18 protein-coding genes and 1 pseudogene are annotated in these 15,666 nt (G+C 62.7%); 11 read left to right on the forward strand and 8 right to left on the reverse strand.

Features of this window, described 5'->3' with window-relative positions:
* Nucleotides 1–2: 2 nt before the first annotated feature.
* From NKH43_RS16605 to NKH43_RS16640, 8 genes and pseudogenes are all read left to right on the forward strand, one after another.
* Nucleotides 3–536 carry a c-type cytochrome gene (locus NKH43_RS16605; RefSeq protein WP_352481518.1) on the forward strand — a complete coding sequence of 178 codons (534 nt, stop codon included), beginning with the start codon at nt 3–5 and terminating at the stop codon, nt 534–536.
* On the forward strand, nt 533–1,669 hold the full coding sequence (locus NKH43_RS16610) for a hypothetical protein (protein WP_352548018.1): 1,137 nt from the start codon (nt 533–535) through the stop codon (nt 1,667–1,669). Before NKH43_RS16605 ends, NKH43_RS16610 begins: the two co-directional genes overlap by 4 nt.
* A complete protein-coding gene (locus NKH43_RS16615; protein ID WP_023720528.1) occupies nt 1,662–2,114 on the forward strand; it encodes a hypothetical protein in 453 nt (150 codons plus the stop codon). Before NKH43_RS16610 ends, NKH43_RS16615 begins: the two co-directional genes overlap by 8 nt.
* Nucleotides 2,111–2,863 (forward strand): SCO family protein, encoded by a 753-nt coding sequence (locus tag NKH43_RS16620; RefSeq protein WP_352481433.1) that lies wholly within the window; start codon nt 2,111–2,113, stop codon nt 2,861–2,863. The genes NKH43_RS16615 and NKH43_RS16620 overlap by 4 nt, the downstream gene beginning before the upstream one ends.
* Nucleotides 2,860–3,831, forward strand: a complete 972-nt coding sequence (gene coxB, locus NKH43_RS16625) for a cytochrome c oxidase subunit II (RefSeq protein WP_023720526.1) — start codon at nt 2,860–2,862, stop codon at nt 3,829–3,831. Before NKH43_RS16620 ends, coxB begins: the two co-directional genes overlap by 4 nt.
* Nucleotides 3,828–5,464 (forward strand): annotated as a pseudogene (gene ctaD, locus NKH43_RS16630) (cytochrome c oxidase subunit I). Before coxB ends, ctaD begins: the two are co-directional and overlap by 4 nt.
* Nucleotides 5,465–5,472: 8 nt before the next feature.
* Entirely contained in the window at nt 5,473–6,099 is a 627-nt protein-coding gene (locus NKH43_RS16635) for a cytochrome c oxidase subunit 3 (RefSeq protein WP_352859038.1), read from the forward strand.
* Nucleotides 6,096–6,350 carry a cytochrome C oxidase subunit IV family protein gene (locus NKH43_RS16640; RefSeq protein WP_352859040.1) on the forward strand — a complete coding sequence of 85 codons (255 nt, stop codon included), beginning with the start codon at nt 6,096–6,098 and terminating at the stop codon, nt 6,348–6,350. Before NKH43_RS16635 ends, NKH43_RS16640 begins: the two co-directional genes overlap by 4 nt.
* Nucleotides 6,351–6,370: 20 nt before the next feature.
* Here NKH43_RS16640 and NKH43_RS16645 read toward each other — a convergent pair whose 3' ends face one another.
* From NKH43_RS16645 to NKH43_RS16655, 3 genes are all read right to left on the reverse strand, one after another.
* A complete protein-coding gene (locus NKH43_RS16645; RefSeq protein ID WP_023720522.1) occupies nt 6,371–6,688 on the reverse strand; it encodes a DUF768 domain-containing protein in 318 nt (105 codons plus the stop codon).
* Nucleotides 6,689–7,160: 472 nt separating this feature from the next.
* Nucleotides 7,161–8,561, reverse strand: coding sequence for a phospholipase D family protein (locus tag NKH43_RS16650; protein WP_352859042.1), 1,401 nt, complete (start codon nt 8,559–8,561; stop codon nt 7,161–7,163).
* Between the two features lie 62 nt (nt 8,562–8,623).
* Nucleotides 8,624–9,439, reverse strand: coding sequence for an endonuclease/exonuclease/phosphatase family protein (locus tag NKH43_RS16655; RefSeq protein WP_502901015.1), 816 nt, complete (start codon nt 9,437–9,439; stop codon nt 8,624–8,626).
* 243 nt (nt 9,440–9,682) lie between these two features.
* Here NKH43_RS16655 and NKH43_RS16660 point away from each other — a divergent pair, with 243 nt between their 5' ends.
* Both NKH43_RS16660 and NKH43_RS16665 read left to right on the forward strand, forming a co-directional pair.
* A complete protein-coding gene (locus NKH43_RS16660) occupies nt 9,683–10,585 on the forward strand; it encodes an alpha/beta fold hydrolase (RefSeq protein WP_352859044.1) in 903 nt (300 codons plus the stop codon).
* Nucleotides 10,586–10,648: 63 nt separating this feature from the next.
* A complete protein-coding gene (locus NKH43_RS16665) occupies nt 10,649–11,059 on the forward strand; it encodes a DUF427 domain-containing protein (protein ID WP_352473066.1) in 411 nt (136 codons plus the stop codon).
* Between the two features lie 31 nt (nt 11,060–11,090).
* On the opposite strand, the gene NKH43_RS16670 is transcribed toward NKH43_RS16665, so the two are convergent.
* The 4 genes from NKH43_RS16670 to ku form a co-directional block, all read right to left on the reverse strand.
* Complete coding sequence (locus NKH43_RS16670) at nt 11,091–11,507, reverse strand: HD domain-containing protein (protein ID WP_352859046.1); 417 nt, start codon at nt 11,505–11,507, stop codon at nt 11,091–11,093.
* A 124-nt stretch (nt 11,508–11,631) separates the two neighbouring features.
* Nucleotides 11,632–12,003, reverse strand: coding sequence for an avidin/streptavidin family protein (locus NKH43_RS16675; protein WP_352859048.1), 372 nt, complete (start codon nt 12,001–12,003; stop codon nt 11,632–11,634).
* 75 nt (nt 12,004–12,078) lie between these two features.
* Entirely contained in the window at nt 12,079–13,479 is a 1,401-nt protein-coding gene (locus tag NKH43_RS16680) for a PAS domain-containing HWE histidine kinase family protein (protein ID WP_352859050.1), read from the reverse strand.
* 93 nt (nt 13,480–13,572) lie between these two features.
* The gene (gene ku, locus NKH43_RS16685; RefSeq protein ID WP_352859051.1) at nt 13,573–14,406 is read right to left on the reverse strand and encodes a non-homologous end joining protein Ku; all 834 of its coding nucleotides are present in this window, start codon (nt 14,404–14,406) and stop codon (nt 13,573–13,575) included.
* Between the two features lie 119 nt (nt 14,407–14,525).
* Here ku and NKH43_RS16690 point away from each other — a divergent pair, with 119 nt between their 5' ends.
* Entirely contained in the window at nt 14,526–14,990 is a 465-nt protein-coding gene (locus NKH43_RS16690) for an NUDIX hydrolase (RefSeq protein ID WP_352859053.1), read from the forward strand.
* 42 nt (nt 14,991–15,032) lie between these two features.
* Here the strand turns inward: NKH43_RS16690 and NKH43_RS16695 are convergent, their stop codons facing one another.
* Nucleotides 15,033–15,650: an alpha-ketoglutarate-dependent dioxygenase AlkB gene (locus NKH43_RS16695; RefSeq protein ID WP_352859055.1), complete on the reverse strand. Its 618-nt coding sequence runs from the start codon at nt 15,648–15,650 to the stop codon at nt 15,033–15,035.
* Between the last annotated feature and the right edge of the window lie 16 nt (nt 15,651–15,666).

Below are 15,666 nucleotides of genomic sequence, written 5' to 3' on the forward strand. Positions count from 1 at the left end.
ACATGCGCACGAGTCTGCTGGCGGCAGCCTTGCTGCTCGCCGGCTGCCGGCAGGACATGGAGGACCAGCCGCGCTACGATCCGCTCGAAAAGAGCAACCAGTTCGCCAACGGCATGTCGGCGCGGGCGCCGGCCGAGGACACGGTCGCACGCGATGCCGATCTTTCGCCGGTGCCGGACACGTTTCCCTATCCGGTCACCATGACGCTGCTGCGGCGAGGCCGGCAGCGCTTCGACATCTTCTGTTCGCCTTGCCACGGCCGCACCGGCGACGGCCACGGCATGGTCGTCGAGCGTGGCTTTCCAGCGCCGCCCACCTATCATCAGGACGCGCTGCGCAAGGCGAGTGACAGGCATTTCTATGAGGTCATCAGCTACGGCTATGGCGCCATGTTTTCCTACGCGGCGCGCGTCCCGCCTGCCGACCGCTGGGCGATCGTCGCCTATATCCGCGCCCTGCAATATTCGCGCGAGGCGCCAATTGCCGAACTGCCGGAAAGCCTCCGCGCCGAGCTCAATGCGGAGCCAGATCGATGATGCGGCTTGCCACCGAACGTTTGATTTTGCCGGCGCTTGCCGTGGCCGCCGCCGGACTTGTGCTTTGCGCCGCGGGATTGGCCTTCGACCTCAGAGCCATGTTGGCCGGCTGGCTGCCTGCGGCGCTGTTCCTGCTCGGCCTGCCGCTCGGTGCGCTGACCATCCTGATGGTGCATGGGCTGACCGGTGGCCGCTGGGGCGAGGCAATTCGCCAGCCGCTACGCGGCTTGGTCACGACGCTGCCGCTGGCGCTGCTTCTGCTGCTGCCGGTTCTGCCCAGGCTCGACCTGGTCTTTCCCTGGGCGAGTGCCGACGCGGCTGCATTGCCCGAGACGGTGCGCCTGAAACTCTCTTATCTGAACGTTCCGTTCTTTTTGTTGCGCTTTGCCGCCTGCGCTGCGATCTGGCTGGTGCTGGCGTGGCGCGTGCTCGACTGGACAACGACCGATAGCGGCCGCGGCAGCGCCGGCCGCGGCAAGGCCTATGCCGCTGGATTGATTGCGCATGGGCTGACGGTGACGATCTTTGCCATCGACTGGATGCTCTCGCTCGAGCCGGAGTTCTCCTCGACGATCTATGCGCTGCTGGAAGCATCCGCCGAAGTCGTCGGCGCTTACGCTCTGGCAATGACGGTGCTGTGTGCGAACCGCTCGATCGAGATCATGCCGGGCGGCGAGGAGGATGTCGCGCTGAGCGAGGATTTGGCCAACATGCTGTTCGGCTTCGTGCTGCTATGGGCCTACCTGTCGTTCATGCAATGGCTGGTGACCTGGGGCGGCGACCTGCCGAACGAGATCCGCTGGTACCTCATTCGCAGCAGCAATGGCTGGCAATATCTGCTCTGGCTGCTGATTGCGCTGCAATTCGCGATCCCCTTTGCCGGGTTGCTCAGCCGGGATCTAAAGCGCAGCCATGCCGGCCTTCTGTCGATCTGCGGCATCGTGCTGGCCGGCCATTATGTCGATGTCCTGTGGCGGATCAGACCGCCGCTTGCCGGTGGCGGTGTGACAGCGTTCTGGTGCGACCTTGCCGCGCTGGCAGGAGCCGGCGGCCTCTGGCTTGCGCTGCTGCTTTTCGTGCTTGGCCGGCCGGACGGTATCGGCTTCTGGCGCCGGGGGCCGGCGCATGGCTAGGGCGGCCCGCCATCCCGAAACGCGCGATATCTGGCCGGGCGCGCTGCTTGCCTTCGCGGCCGGCTTGCTGCTGTTCCTGGCGGCATCAGCCATCGTCCTCGGGCTCGTCTTCGACACCAGACCGTTGTGGCCGCTGCCGGGGCCATCGTCGGCCGGCAACCGAGCCAGTCCCGCCTTGCAGCGCTTTCCGGAAGACGACCTAGCCGCCTTCCGCAAGGCGGAGGAGCAGGCACTGAACAAAGTCGGCTGGGTCGACCGCACCGCCGGCATTGCTCGCATTCCGATCGAGGACGCCATGTGGGCGATCGTCAGCCACGGTTTGCCGAACTGGGGGCAGCCGCCGGCGGCCGCCGGCGCCGACTGCGGATTGGTCGAGGCCGAGATACCACGCGCGCCACAGGCCGCTCGCTGCCGGACCGCGCCAGGCCAGGGAGGCCGGCCGTGAAGGCTTGGCTAACCGCTTTTTCCCTCCTCGTGGTGCTGCCCGCCTCAGCCGTCGCACGCCCGGCCTTCGATCCCGAGATCGGCGCACAGCTCAGCCTCGACCGGGTGTTTCGTGATGCATCCGGCGTGCAGCGCACGATCGGCCAAACGCTTGCGGGCCGGCCGGCGCTGCTGATTTTCGGCTATGACAAATGCCCGAACCTTTGTGGTGTGACCCAACAGGCGGTCGCTTCGGATTTGAAAAAGACGTCGCTCGATCCCGAAACCTATCGCGCTTTGTTCGTCTCGATCGATGCCGCCGACACGGCCGGTGATGCGAGCGATGCGCAAACCACCGTCGCCGCTGTGGCCGACGCGAGGAACCTGTCGGCATGGCGGTTCCTGACCAGTGCCGACGGCGCCGGTGCCGCCCTTGCGGCGGAGGCTGGCATCAGCTTCGACACACGCGCCAGGATCGACCAGTTCGCCCATCCGATCGCCGTCATCGCGCTGACGCCGAAAGGCCGGATAGCGCAGGTGCTGCCGGCGCTGAGCTTCACGCCGCGCGATCTTAAGCTTGCCCTTGTCGAGGCATCTTCCGGCAAGCTCGGCTCGATCGCCGATCATGCCTTCCTGCTCTGCGCCGGCTTCGATACCTCTAAGGGGCAATATACGCCGGCGATTTGGGCTGCCTTGAAGCTCGCCAGCATCGTGATGGTGGTGGGGTTGGCGACGGCCATACTGCAGCTGGCGCGCAGGAGGCGGGCGTGAGCTTCGGTATCCGGTTTTTCCCGCCGGAAGCCTCGTCGATCGCAAGCAGCATCGATGCGTTGTTCTATACATTGCTGGCCTTCGCGGCCGCGCTCGGCCTGTTCCTGACCGTTCTCGTGGTCGGCTACGCCGTCAAATATCGCGTCGGCTCCGCCGCCGACCGTACCGGGGCGCGTGCCCGCAGCCTGCCGCTGGAGATGACATGGAGCATTGCCAGCCTGGTGATGGCCTTCATCTTCTTTGGCTGGGGCGCAGTCCTGTTTGTGCGGCGCGACCATCCGCCGCCGGACGCTATCGAGATCGCCGGCCTCGGCAAGCAATGGATGTGGGAGTTCCGCCATTCCGGCGGCCAGCGTGAGATCAACGAGCTGCACGTGCCGGTCGGCAAGGCGGTGGTGGTGTCGCTGGCATCGCAGGACGTCATCCACTCCTTCTATGTGCCGGCCTTTCGGGTGAAGCAGGATGCGGTGCCGGGACGCACCACCAACGTCTGGTTCATTGCCACCGAACCGGGCCGCTACCATCTGTTCTGCGCCGAATATTGCGGCACCCAGCATTCCGAAATGGGCGGCTGGGTAACGGTGCTGGCTCCGGAGCAATATGCGTCGTGGCTGGGCAGCCAAGATGAAGGCGAAAGCCTCGCCGCGAGCGGCGGGAAACTGTTCCGCGCGCTCGGCTGCTCCGGCTGTCATGGCAATTCCAGTAAGGTGCGGGCGCCCGGCCTCGATGGGATTTTCGGCCGGCCGGTGGCGCTGGCGAACCGGCAGACGGTCATCGCCGACGAACGCTATCTGCGCGATTCGATCCTTGTCCCGAACAAGGAAATCGCCGCCGGCTATCAGCCGGTGATGCCGAGCTTCGACGGTCTGGTCGATGAAGCCGAGTTGCAGATGCTGATGGCCTATCTCAAGTCGCTTTCGTTCCAATTTCCCTCGTTCCCGGCGGCAAACAGCGAGGCGCCGCAATGAATCGCGATTTGGCGCCGGCAAACTATCTCAGTGAGGGTGCCTGGCCGCGCGCCTGGCTGCTGACAACCGACCACAAACGGGTAGCGTGGCTCTATTTCGTCTCGCTGACGGCCTTCTTCTTCCTCGGCGGTGCGTTTGCCGTGCTGATGCGCATCGAGCTTGCGACGCCGGCCGGCGACCTGGTCTCCGACGATGTCTACAACCGGCTGTTTTCGCTGCACGGCATCATCATGGTATGGTTCTTTCTGGTGCCGTCGATCCCGGCGACGCTCGGCAATTTCCTGTTGCCGCTGATGATCGGCGCGCGCGATCTTGCCTTTCCCCGCCTCAACCTGGCCAGCTGGTATGTCTTCATGTTCGGCAGCCTGTTCGCGCTCGCCTCGGTGCTTTTGGGCGGCGTCGACACCGGCTGGACCTTCTACACGCCGCTGTCGACGCTCTATGCCAACGGCTTTGTCTCGACCGCGGCATTTGGCGTTTTCATCGTCGGCTTTTCGACAATCATGACCGGCATCAATTTCATCGTTACCGTTCACACCTTGCGGGCGCCCGGCCTCACCTGGTTCCGGCTGCCGATCTTCGTCTGGACGCTGTACGCCACCAGCCTGGTGATGGTGCTGGCCACGCCGGTGCTTGCAGCATCGCTGATCCTCATCGTGCTGGAGCGCGTCTTCGGCATCGGCATCTTCAATCCCGACCTCGGCGGCGATCCGCTGTTGTTCCAGCATCTGTTCTGGTTCTACTCGCACCCCGCCGTCTACATCATGATCCTGCCGGGCATGGGGGTGGTCTCGGAAGTGCTGCCGTGCTTCAGCCGCCGGCCACTGTTCGGCTACAAGGCCGTCGCCCTGGCTTCAATGGCGATCGCCGTCTTCGGCTTTCTCGTCTGGGGCCACCACATGTTCGTCAGCGGGCAGTCGGCCTATGCCGGCGTGGTGTTTTCGTTCCTGTCCTTCTGCGTCGCGATCCCATCGGCGATAAAGGTGTTCAACTGGAGCCTGACGCTGCGCAAGGGCGAAATCAGCTTCGAGACGCCGATGCTTTATGCGCTGTTCTTCCTGGCGCTATTCACTTTTGGCGGGCTGGCCGGCCTTTTCCTTGCCGCCCTCGCCGTCGACGTCCACGTTCACGACACCTATTTCGTCGTCGCCCATTTCCACTACATCATGGTCGGCGGCATGGTGACCGCCTACATGGCCGGGCTGCATTTCTGGTGGCCGAAGCTCACCGGCCGCATGTATTCGGAGATTTGGGGCCGTATAGCCGCGGCTGTGACCTTCATCGGCTTCAACCTGACCTTTTTTCCGCAATATGTGCTCGGCTTTTTGGGCATGCCGCGGCGCTACCATACCTATCCGCCGGAATTCGCTTTCTGGCACATCTGTCGTCGGCAGGCGCCGTGGTGCTGGCGATCGGCTATCTGATGCCGCTCCTCTATTTGGCGTGGTCGCTGTTTCGAGGCGCGCGGGCGCCGGATAATCCATGGCGAGCCACCGGGCTCGAATGGCAAACAAGCTCGCCGCCTCCGGCGCATAATTTCGATCGCATGCCGACCGTCACCAGGCCAGCCTACGATTATCCGATGAAAGGCCTGACCGAGAAACGGTCGGACCCGGTGGAGGATCTGGTTTGAAGTCACCGATGACAAGCATCGCCTTCGACCGGCCGACTCGCGAAACGGCAGCCGCCAGCTTTGCCATGTGGGTGTTCATCGGCTCCGAGGCGATGCTGTTCGGCGCCATCCTGCTCGTCTTCATGTTTGCCCGGTTGAGTTATGGCGACGCCTTCGCCGGCGCGGCGAAGCATCTGTCGCTGCCGTTGGGCACGGCCAATACCGTCGTCCTGATCACCAGCAGTTTCGCCATAGCGCTCGCCCATATGTACACGGCCGCGCGGCGATGGCGCGCCGCCGGCCGGGCATTGGCTGCGACGGCGCTGCTCGGCGTCGTCTTCCTGGCGATCAAGGCGACGGAGTACGCCAGGGAATTCGGCGAAGGGCTGGCGCCGGTGCTCGGCGCGCCTTTCATCTATAAGGGCCCGGATCCTGTCCATGCCGAATTCTTCTTCGGCCTCTATTTCGCGATGACCTCACTGCATGCCTTGCATCTGATTTGCGGCGTAATCGTCATCGGCGGCATCCTCGCTCTGTGGCCGCGCACGATCGAGGCCAGCCGGTTCCGCCGCGTGCAGGCAATCGGCCTCTATTGGCATTTCGTCGATATCGTCTGGGTCTTCCTGTTCCCCGTCCTCTATCTGATCAACAGATGAGCGAGTTCCGCAAACTCACGCTTGCCTATGGCGGGCTTCTGGCCTTGCTGGCCCTGACTGTCGGCTCGTCCTTCCTGGCGCTTGGCGCCTTCAATTCGGCACTCAACCTGACGATCGCCGTGGCCAAGGCTGCCGTCATCGCCATCCTGTTCATGCATCTGGCCAGCGCCGGCGTCCTGCCGCGTCTTGCGGTCGCTGCTGCCGGGCTTTGGCTGATGATCCTGTTCGGGCTGACGCTGATCGGACAATAGGCCGAAGCGGCGCACCTCGTTCATACCCTTACAGCGGCTCCGGAACGGCTTTGCACGGACGGCTTTTGCTCGGCCGCCGGCATGGAAGCCCTTTGGCCATCGCCATTCAGATGCCGGGCCTCGTCCTCGGCTGCGTCTTCAAGCTTGGCGACGAGCAGATCCTTGAGGTCGCCAACCTCTTCCTCGATATCTTCGATGGGTACGCCGGCGTCGGCCGCCTCTTCCTCGCATTCCCTGGCGAGGATTTCCGCCTCTCTTTCAAGCCTGATCGGAGGCGGCGGCACATGAACGTTTTCGTGAATCCAGTCCTGCAAGAATTCTATCGCACTATCACTCATGGGGCTCACCTGTAGCGGCAAACTGTAGTGCCATTAACGTACGTGCTGCAAAATGGATGCTTGGCAACGCCGGATTTCGAATAGCGATACTTGACAATAGCGTGATCGCCAAGGAGCTAGAGCTTTGCAGCCAGGGAAATCATTTGGCGTCGCAGAAATGCGGCTAACCAGACAGTTGGAGCGGGATGTAATTTGAAGGCATCCCGCCCTAAGACGCGTTGCGCCGTCGCGCCGGTGTTGCGCGATTCGGGTCGCCGGACGGCCGAACATCGTCATCTGCGGCAGATCGTGTCGGCCGCTCAGCGACACGGTCGGCGCGCATTTTGCGTTTATGCGCCATCCAGAATGGCAAGAGCTCGGCAAGAAAACTGTATATCGTGGTCTTCATCGGCATGCTCCGGACAACGGTTACAACTCGTCATCCCGGAGTTCCGTTCCAGCAAAGAGTTGCGTTCCGGCAAATCCGTCGCCTCTACAATTGCGATTCGATAGGCAGGCATCCAACCAGCGCTGCAACGATGCGCCGATAGAGACTGGCCTCCGGTTCACGCGAACATTGCCGCATCTCGCCATCCGCCATGCCGAGCCACCGCAAGGCGCCTTTGTCCAGGACCAGCTGGTAGCTCGTCTGTGGCGACTTTTCGTGCTCGAACAGCCGGCGCAACTCCATCACCAGATTGGCATCGTGGAAAAGCACGCCCATTTCCGCATTCAACGACACCGAACGCGGATCGAAATTGAAGGAACCGACAAACCCCAGCGTGTTGTCCACCGTAAAGGCCTTGGTATGGAGGCTGGCTCCCTTTGAGCCGAAAACGGAGATGTTGGCCTGGCGGTTGAAGGGTTGCAATTCGAAAAGCTGGATACCTTTTTTAAGCAGCTTGCGGCGGTATTTGGCATAGGCGCCGTGCACGGCGGCGACGTCCGTCGCGGCGAGCGAGTTGGTGAGGATTGCAACCTCGGCGCCACGATCCACCAGCTTCGACAGGATGGCCAACCCGGTGCGGCCGGGGATGAAATAGGGCGAGACGATTTCAAGGCGCTGCCTGGTCGCCGCGATAGCGGGAAGCAGCTCTTTGGTCAGCCAGTTCCTGCGCCGCTTGCCGCGCACCTTTTCCGGCGGATCGGAAATGACGCGAACGCCTTTCGTCCAGCAGACGTCGCTGTGCGCTGCAATGAACTCCGTGATCGTGCGCCAGGCACTGAGGCTGTTCAAAAGCTGGCCGTCCGCGGTCGCATCGAGATCGTCGAGGAAATCGGCGCGCGAGCCCGCCGCAGCCGGGTTGAGCAGCTGGATCGGCTTTGCCGCCTCGCAATTCCAGAACGCCTCGAAGATCTGCATCGTCTGCCCTACGGCAGGACCGAGAAGCAACAGGTCGAGATCACGGAAATTTGTCTCCGCGGCGTCGAAATAGGCATCGCCGATATTTCTTCCTCCGACGATGGCCAGGCTCCCGTCGGCGATCCAGGCCTTGGTGTGCATGCGGCGGGTCATCGCAAACAGCCGGGCGACCATCTCCAGCGAGCGAAAGATGCTGCCGTTCCTCATGCCGCTGGGGTTGAACAGCCTCAGCTCGATGTTCTTGTAGCTGTTGAGCGCCAGGTAAGCGGCGTCGCTGTTGCGCGGATTGATATCGTCCAGCAGCATGCGGACGCGGACGCCGCGCTCCGCCGCCTTGACGACCTCCTGCATCAGCAGCCGGCCGCTATGGTCGTCGTGCCAGAGATAGTACATCAGGTCGAGGCTGCTGGTGGCACTGCGCGCGGCAAGGATTCGTGCGGCAAACGCGTCATAATTGTCGGCGATCAGCACCAGCCCGCTATTGCCGGCCGCGATCTTGTCCCGGGCAACCCGCGAAATGGCCGTATCCATGAAATACACCGGCAAATATCAGCGAAGCAAACGATCTGAATCTGACTAACAACCCTCCAGGTTCATTCTGGTTGCAGTCGCGGCTGCCGTATCGCGTCCAGGTTCAGCCGGGCCTTGATCGGCAGATGATCGGAAGCCCGCTGCGCCAGCGGCGTCTTGTGCACCTCGATGCTGGAAATCAGGTGCGGCGGCCTGGCCAGGATGCGGTCGAGCGCAAACAGCGGAAAGCGCGACGGAAAGCTCGGCAGAACCGCATCGATCGGACCGAAATGCGGCAGCAGGGCCAGCAGCGAAGACCTGTTGCGGACGCGCCATTCGTTGAGGTCGCCAAGCAGGATTGTTGGCCGCAGAACCGGGTGCGTGGCTTCGACAAGTGCGTTGGCTTGCTGCGAGCGCGAGCGCCGCAGCAAGCCGAAATGCGCGGCTATGATCCTAAGCGAGACGCCCTTCAGCTCCAGGTCCGCGATCACCGCGCCGCGCGGCTCCAGGCCGGGCAGCCGGATCTGGTTCACGCTTTCGACCACGCCGCGGCGTGCCAGGATCAGATTTCCGTGCCAGCCATGGCTGCGGCGGTTTTCCGGGATGTGTGTGGGGACGAGATCGCTGTCGCGCTCGAGTGCCGCGAGATCCAGCAATCCCTGCCTGCTTCCGGTCCTTTCGTCGGCCTCCTGCAAAGCAATGATATCGGCGTCGATTTCCTTGACCACGGCCGCGACCCGCTCCGGATCGAACCTGCCGTCGGTGCCGACGCATTTATGCACATTGTAGGATGCGACCGTAGTGCATGAAATTTCATTGCCGGGTGCCGCAAACCGCGGCACTTCCCTTCGCAGTGCAGCGCCAAGCGACCTTGGGAGGGTAGGCGATCGATCCAGCATGTGGTCCATTTGCTGTTGAGTCGGCGAGTGGCGGCCATTGCGATTATGGCGCGTGCGGAGGTCTGAAACAACGACGACCTTGCAGAACCGTTCCCGTCGGTCTTCTTCCACCGCGAGCAGCGGTGAGGTTTCACTGGAAGTCTGCCTCTGTCATGGAACAATCGCAGCCGCGCGCGGTTCAGCAAACTTGCGCCGAAGACGATCTGACGCCATGCGGCGTGATCGAAACGGGATGGCCGGATCATGGAAACACCCGCCTTCTGCACCACGCCAGTGCTGCGCATCGCGTACATCGCCGGTGGCTCTGGAGCCGGCGCGCCCGTCCTGCTTCTCCACGGCTGGCCGGACGACGCAACCACCTTCACGCGCATTGCGCCTGTCCTGCATCGTGCTGGCTTCCGCACCTTTGCGCCATGGCTGCGTGGGTTCGGCAAAACCACCTTCCTGTCGGACGAGACCATGCGATCCGGTGAAATTGCCGCCATGGCTCAGGACGTGATCGATTTCGCCGACGCATTTGGCCTCGGCCGTTTTGCGGTCGTCGGCCACGATTGGGGCGCGCGGATCGCTTACCTGCTCGCCTCGGTATTTCCCGAACGGATACGGTGCTGCTCGGCATTGTCGCTTGGCTGGCAGCCGGGCGAACTCGCAACGCCGTCGCTGGGCCAGGTCAGGGCATTCTGGTACCAATGGTTCATGGCAACGGATCGCGGCGCCGAGATCGTTCGCCAGCAAGGCAAGGCGTTCGCGCATTTTCAATGGGAAAGCTGGAGCCCGCCCGGCTGGTTCGAGGAAGAGCTTTTTGACAGCGTTGCCGCTTCCTTCGAAAATCCCGATTGGGCCGACGTGACGTTGCACTCCTACAGGGTTCGCTGGGGCGAAGCCGATCCCGATCCGCGCTACGCCGATCTTGCCCGGCGCCAGATTTCCGCCAAGTCCATTCCCGCGCCTACTCTGACGATCCACGGCGATGCCGACCGCGTTGTGCTGCCGCAATCGTCCGAAGGCAAGGAACGATACTTCACGGCCCATTACGAGCGCCAGCTTCTGGCTGGCATCGGCCACTTTCCGACGCGCGAAGCACCCGAGCGCGTTGCCGATCACCTTGTCGGGTTCCTCGACAGTTTCGGAAGAGGAGAAGCGTAGAACTGGAACCCTGACCGGCGATAGTACGTTTCGGGAAGGCAGCGCAGTCAACGGAGAAGTCGAATGCAGTCCTTAGCCGCAGATTCCGCCCCCCGCCCAGGCCCGCTCAGGATTGTCCCGTTTGATGGAACCGTGACCGTCCGGTTCTCCGATGCCATTATTGCGTCGAGCGAGCGGGCAAAGGTGCTCTATGAAGACGGCCATGATCCTGTTTTCTACATACCCTTCGAGGACATCTATTTCGACCTCTTGGAGAAGACGAACACGACGAGCCACGGCCCGCTGAAGGGCACGGCAAGCTATTGGCGTGTTCATGCGGTCGGTTCGTCGGCAGAAGACTTCATGTGGGCCTACGAGACGCCCGACACCCCGGCATTGGCGATCGCCCGCCATGGTGCGTTCGATCCCGGCAGGGCGCGGATCGACGCCGATCCCGCGGAAGACAAGCGGCACACGCCGCACGTCACCGAGTAGACCCACATCGGCGACAGCCGCCAGCTGTCCGTCAGCTCGCGAACTCTTCCCTGAGAATGCGCAGGCCGTCTTCGTATTTCGCTGTCGAGGCACCGATCTGCCGTGCCTGCCATAGATTGTCGGCGAGATCGGCGCGCTTGACTGGCAACGCCAACGGATTGGCCGCGGCCCTGCGAACGAAAGCGGCATCATCCTCGTTTGGCAGTCGCGTCATGGCGTTGATGGCAGACACGATGGACGGCCCGAACCCGGCCGCCTCAAGCCGGTCGCGGTTCCAGCCGTCACCTTTTTCGATGACGTCGTGAAGATAGGCGATGGCTTTCTGGTCGAGCGTTTCGACGGCATCGACGACCCGGCGGCAATGTTCGACATAAGGCCGCCCCGTCTTGTCCGTCTGCCCGGCATGAGCCTGTTCGGCGATTTTCGCTGCGCGATAAAGCACGCTCATTGGGTCGACCCCGTAACAGCGCATGTCCTGGCTAACGCGCCATCGTCAGCGCGAGTTCCGATGCACCGCGGGAACCCTGCTGCCTCACTTGCGAGCTGAATGCCGCGGCGGCGGGCCCGACACGTCAGGAGACACGTTCAAAACTGTCGAGGCTGGTTCCAAAGGCGCGCCAGGCGGGCAGTTTCCTGGCTCGGGCCGGGGCACCTTCCTTTTCCGCCGACAAAGCAGCATCCGCGACGGTGTGCCACAGCATCTCCAGCTTCCCGTTCCTGAGGATGCCGGTATAGCTCACCGCCGCGGCTCCGACCCGCCCTTCTGCCGCGCAGGTGAAGCCGATGACGTCTCCATGGCAGGCTCCGAACAGCGGGACGGTCATGCCGAAGAAGGCGCTGTCCTCCAGCGCCGTCCTGAAGGTTCCGCTGATCCGTCCGCCCTCTTCGCTGGTCAGTTCGACGACCGACCCGTACTGATTCCGCCAGGTGCCCAGCCAACTCATCGCTGCTCCTCCTGATTGCTACCAAAGGGATTGCGTTGCCACACGGCCGCCAAGCCGCGGCCGGTGTAGCGGCCTTCAATCAGCCGCGATGCCAGCCATCGACATCTGAACGAAGCGCAGCGGCGCTTCCAGCGTCCAGGTGATGCCGTGCCTGGCGAATTCCAGGCGGCCGGTGCCGCTGAGCGCCTGCGGCGTGACGCGTTTGAGCACAACCGTTCCGAAACCGCGTCGCGTGTTTTCATCCACCAATGGTCCGTCCAGTTCCCGCCAGACAAAGCGGAAGCCATCGCTGCCGTCGGCGGCTGGCGTCACGGTCCATTCGACCTCGACCCGTCCGTCATGGTGCGACAGCGCTCCGTGTTTTACCGAATTGGTGGCCAGCTCGTGAAAGGCAATGCCGAGATATTGCACCGCGTTCGGCTGCAGCATGATCGTCGGCCCGCTCATCGACAGACGGGCCTGTGTCGCGAAGGCCTTGGTCTGTGCATGGATCAATTCGCCGATGGTCGCGCCACGCCATTCCGCATCGACCAGGAGGTCGTGCGATTCCGAAAGCGCCATGATGCGTTCCCGGACCCGTGAAAGGAAAGCCTCTGGCGTACCCGCCAGCTTGCTGGTCTCGCGGATCATCGAGACGATCACCGAATACTGGTTTTTAACGCGATGGTTGACTTCGCGCATGAGTGTGCGGATGCGCCGTTCGCTTTCCTTGTGGGGGCTGATGTCGCGCGCGATCTTGGAGGCGCCGATGATACGCCCGATGCCGTCGCGTATCGGCGAGATGGTGAGCGAAACCGGAACCAGGGTGCCGTCCTTGCGCTGCCGGATAGTCTCGTATGAAGGAATCCGTTCGCCGGCGCGAATGCGGCTGATGATCATGGCTTCCTCATCCAGGTGGTCGGGCGGGATGAGGATCGTCACCGGGCGCCCGATCGCCTCGGCGGGCGTATAGCCGAACAGGCGTTGTGCCGCGTCGTTCCAGCTGGTGATAATGCCGTTCAGGTCTTTGGACACGATGGCGTCCATCGAGGATTCGACGATGGCGGCGAGCCTTATGCCGGCGTCGTCGGCCAGCGTCTGCATGCGCAGGTCGAGCAGGGTGTTGATGGCACCGACAATCTCGCCGGCTTCATTGCGAAGCAGGACCGGATGCGCGCTGAACGGGATGAGTTGGCCGTCCGGCCGCTCGGCGATGGCTCGGCCCCCACGAACGTCCCGCTCCTCGAGCAAGGCAACGGCCATTGGACACTCGTCATGCGCCATCGGTCGCCCGTCGAGGTGGCGAAGCTTCCATGACCCGCACCAGCGATCCTGGCCGATAACCGGACGATATCCCCAGAGATCGGCAGCGGCTTCGTTGAAGAAGGTGATGTAGCCTTGTTTGTCGGTGGTGTAGACGGCCACAGGCAACGCCTGCATCAGATAGGCAGAGGAAACTTGCGGGATCCCGCCAGTCCTTAGTTCAACGACGTCCACCAGTCCCCCGCTCCGCTTGGCTTGCCGACGGATTGCTACGTCATCTAAATGCGCGCGAGCGTTTTCGGTTCCGTTCGATCCGCTTTCGGACATTCAGGCTGATTTGCGTTTCGGGGCCGTTCTCGGCTTTTTGCTGGGAGCCTTGCCGCCTTCCTGCGCCAGGCTTTTGCGCAGAACATCGGCGAGATTGATGACGTTCGTCTTGGGCTCAGGTGCCGGCTTGGGCGGTTTCTTGCCCTTGCGCTTGGCCTCGATCATTGCAACCAGCGCCTTTTCATAAGTATCGTCGAACTTCGAGGGGTCGAATTTGGCGGGCTTCTTGTCGATCAGCAATTGCGCGATTTCCAGCATCTCGGGATCGACCTTGCGAGCCTTCAGCCCTTCGAACACCGCGTCCGCCGCGACCACTTCATTGTGGTTGCGTAATTCCGTCATCAGCATGCCCTTGCCCAGCGGCTGGATCAGCACCTCTCGGCCTCGCTGGTACAGCACGACGCAGGAGCGGGCTGCCACTTTCTTCCTGGCCATGGCGTCCCGGATCACCGCGAAAGCCTCCGTGGAGGGCGCGTCGGCCGGAACGAGATAGTAGGGTTTTTCGAGGTAGCGTGCGTCGATTTCGGCGGCAGGCACGAACTCGCCGATCTCGAGCGTATGCTGCGATACCATCTTCAGTTTCTTGATTTCGTCCGGCTCGATGCGGATGAACTCGCCCTTCTCGACCTCATAGCCTTTTACCTGCTCCGCCGCCTCGACTGTGTCGCCGGTCTCCTCGTCTAGATAGGCGCTCTTGACCGGGAGACCGTCTTTGCGGTTCAGGACCCTGAAATGCACTTTCTCGGCCTCGCTGACGGCACCGATGATCTTGACGCCACAGGAAACCGATCCGACTTTCATAAAGCCCTTCCAGGCAGCTCGCGGCGTCGCCATGTCGATCACTCATTTGTCGAACGGACGGAACGGCTGCGCGCGGAAATCGTTCCGCCATGGCAGGCTGTTCCATATGCCGGCCCGGACGTTCGTTTCATTTTCGTCAGGGGAATAGCGGAATGGCCCAACGCAGCGCAGGATTGCTCATCTTTCGCCGAAGGGAAGGACATCTCCAGGTCTTGCTGGTGCATCCCGGCGGACCATTCTGGGCGAAGAAGGACGACGGCGCATGGTCGATCCCGAAGGGCTTAGTCGACGAGAACGAGGACGAGCTGGCGGCAGCAAAACGCGAGGCCGAAGAGGAACTCGGTCTTGCCGTCGACGGGGATTTCGAAAGCCTTGGCAGCTACAGGCAGCCGGGCGGCAAGCTCGTCATCGCATGGTGCGTCGAGGCGGATTTCGACAGCGACGCCATCAGCAGCAACACCTTCGTCATGGAATGGCCGCCAAGGTCCGGCTCGATGAAGGAATTTGCCGAAGTCGACAGAGCGGGCTGGTTCTCCCTGCCTGAAGCCAACCTCAAGATCCTGAAAGGCCAGCGCGCCATGTTGGCGGACTTTGCTGGTCGGCACGGCGCCGGATGAACCGTATCGGCTTAGTTCTTCAGGGCTGCGCCTGGCTTGCCTTTACCGCGCTGTCCCAAGCGAATTTTGAGCGCGCAGCGTGCGCAACGTGATCGAATAGCGGTGCTCGGCAACCGGCGGAATGCTGTGCTCCCATTCGTTGCGCGCAGCGCCCATCATCAGATAGGCCGATCTTGGCTCGACGGTGACCGTCTTGCGGTCCCATCGCGTGCCGTTTTTCCGCCGCAGGCGAAAGCTGCAGGCGGCCAGCAGGGAAACACCGGCGACGACCTCGAAATGTGGCTTGTCGCGGTGCCAGCCGATACCGGCGCCCGGCCGGTACTCGTTGATCAGCACCTGCACGAAGGTCTCGGCGGGCAAGCGGGCAAAGGCTGCAACCTTTTCCCTGAGCGGCAGCAGAAAGCCGGGTATCGGCGGTGCCTCGACGACTTCGCGCCGGTCGTAATCATAACGCAGCCCAAAACCGACCACCCGCCGGTTTGCCAGGTGGCCGTGAAAGTCGAAGGCCTGAAAAGGCAGGCTTGCGAGTTGGCTCGCCAACGCTGCCTCCTCGTCCGACGTGATCAGTTCGGGCCGGTAGTGGAATCCTTCCGGCAGGTCGTCGGTGGCGGCAAAGAGATCGCCCTGGCGGGCTGCAGCCGATGTCTTGGGCGATGGCATCAACCGTATTTGGTGA

Origin of the sequence: Mesorhizobium sp. M1163 (genome assembly GCF_040318415.1) — a bacterium.
Lineage (GTDB): Bacteria > Pseudomonadota > Alphaproteobacteria > Rhizobiales > Rhizobiaceae > Mesorhizobium.

Coding starts and splice junctions, on each gene's coding strand:
- NKH43_RS16605 (WP_352481518.1), top strand. CDS start 3: ATGCGCACGAGTCTGCTGGCGGCAGCCTTGCTGCTCGCCGGCTGCCGG.
- NKH43_RS16610 (WP_352548018.1), top strand. CDS start 533: ATGATGCGGCTTGCCACCGAACGTTTGATTTTGCCGGCGCTTGCCGTG.
- NKH43_RS16615 (WP_023720528.1), top strand. CDS start 1,662: ATGGCTAGGGCGGCCCGCCATCCCGAAACGCGCGATATCTGGCCGGGC.
- NKH43_RS16635 (WP_352859038.1), top strand. CDS start 5,473: ATGACAAGCATCGCCTTCGACCGGCCGACTCGCGAAACGGCAGCCGCC.
- NKH43_RS16640 (WP_352859040.1), top strand. CDS start 6,096: ATGAGCGAGTTCCGCAAACTCACGCTTGCCTATGGCGGGCTTCTGGCC.
- NKH43_RS16645 (WP_023720522.1), bottom strand. CDS start 6,688: ATGAGTGATAGTGCGATAGAATTCTTGCAGGACTGGATTCACGAAAAC.
- NKH43_RS16650 (WP_352859042.1), bottom strand. CDS start 8,561: ATGGATACGGCCATTTCGCGGGTTGCCCGGGACAAGATCGCGGCCGGC.
- NKH43_RS16655 (WP_502901015.1), bottom strand. CDS start 9,439: ATGCTGGATCGATCGCCTACCCTCCCAAGGTCGCTTGGCGCTGCACTG.
- NKH43_RS16660 (WP_352859044.1), top strand. CDS start 9,683: ATGGAAACACCCGCCTTCTGCACCACGCCAGTGCTGCGCATCGCGTAC.
- NKH43_RS16665 (WP_352473066.1), top strand. CDS start 10,649: ATGCAGTCCTTAGCCGCAGATTCCGCCCCCCGCCCAGGCCCGCTCAGG.
- NKH43_RS16670 (WP_352859046.1), bottom strand. CDS start 11,507: ATGAGCGTGCTTTATCGCGCAGCGAAAATCGCCGAACAGGCTCATGCC.
- NKH43_RS16675 (WP_352859048.1), bottom strand. CDS start 12,003: ATGAGTTGGCTGGGCACCTGGCGGAATCAGTACGGGTCGGTCGTCGAA.
- ku (WP_352859051.1), bottom strand. CDS start 14,406: ATGGCGACGCCGCGAGCTGCCTGGAAGGGCTTTATGAAAGTCGGATCG.
- NKH43_RS16690 (WP_352859053.1), top strand. CDS start 14,526: ATGGCCCAACGCAGCGCAGGATTGCTCATCTTTCGCCGAAGGGAAGGA.
- NKH43_RS16695 (WP_352859055.1), bottom strand. CDS start 15,650: ATGCCATCGCCCAAGACATCGGCTGCAGCCCGCCAGGGCGATCTCTTT.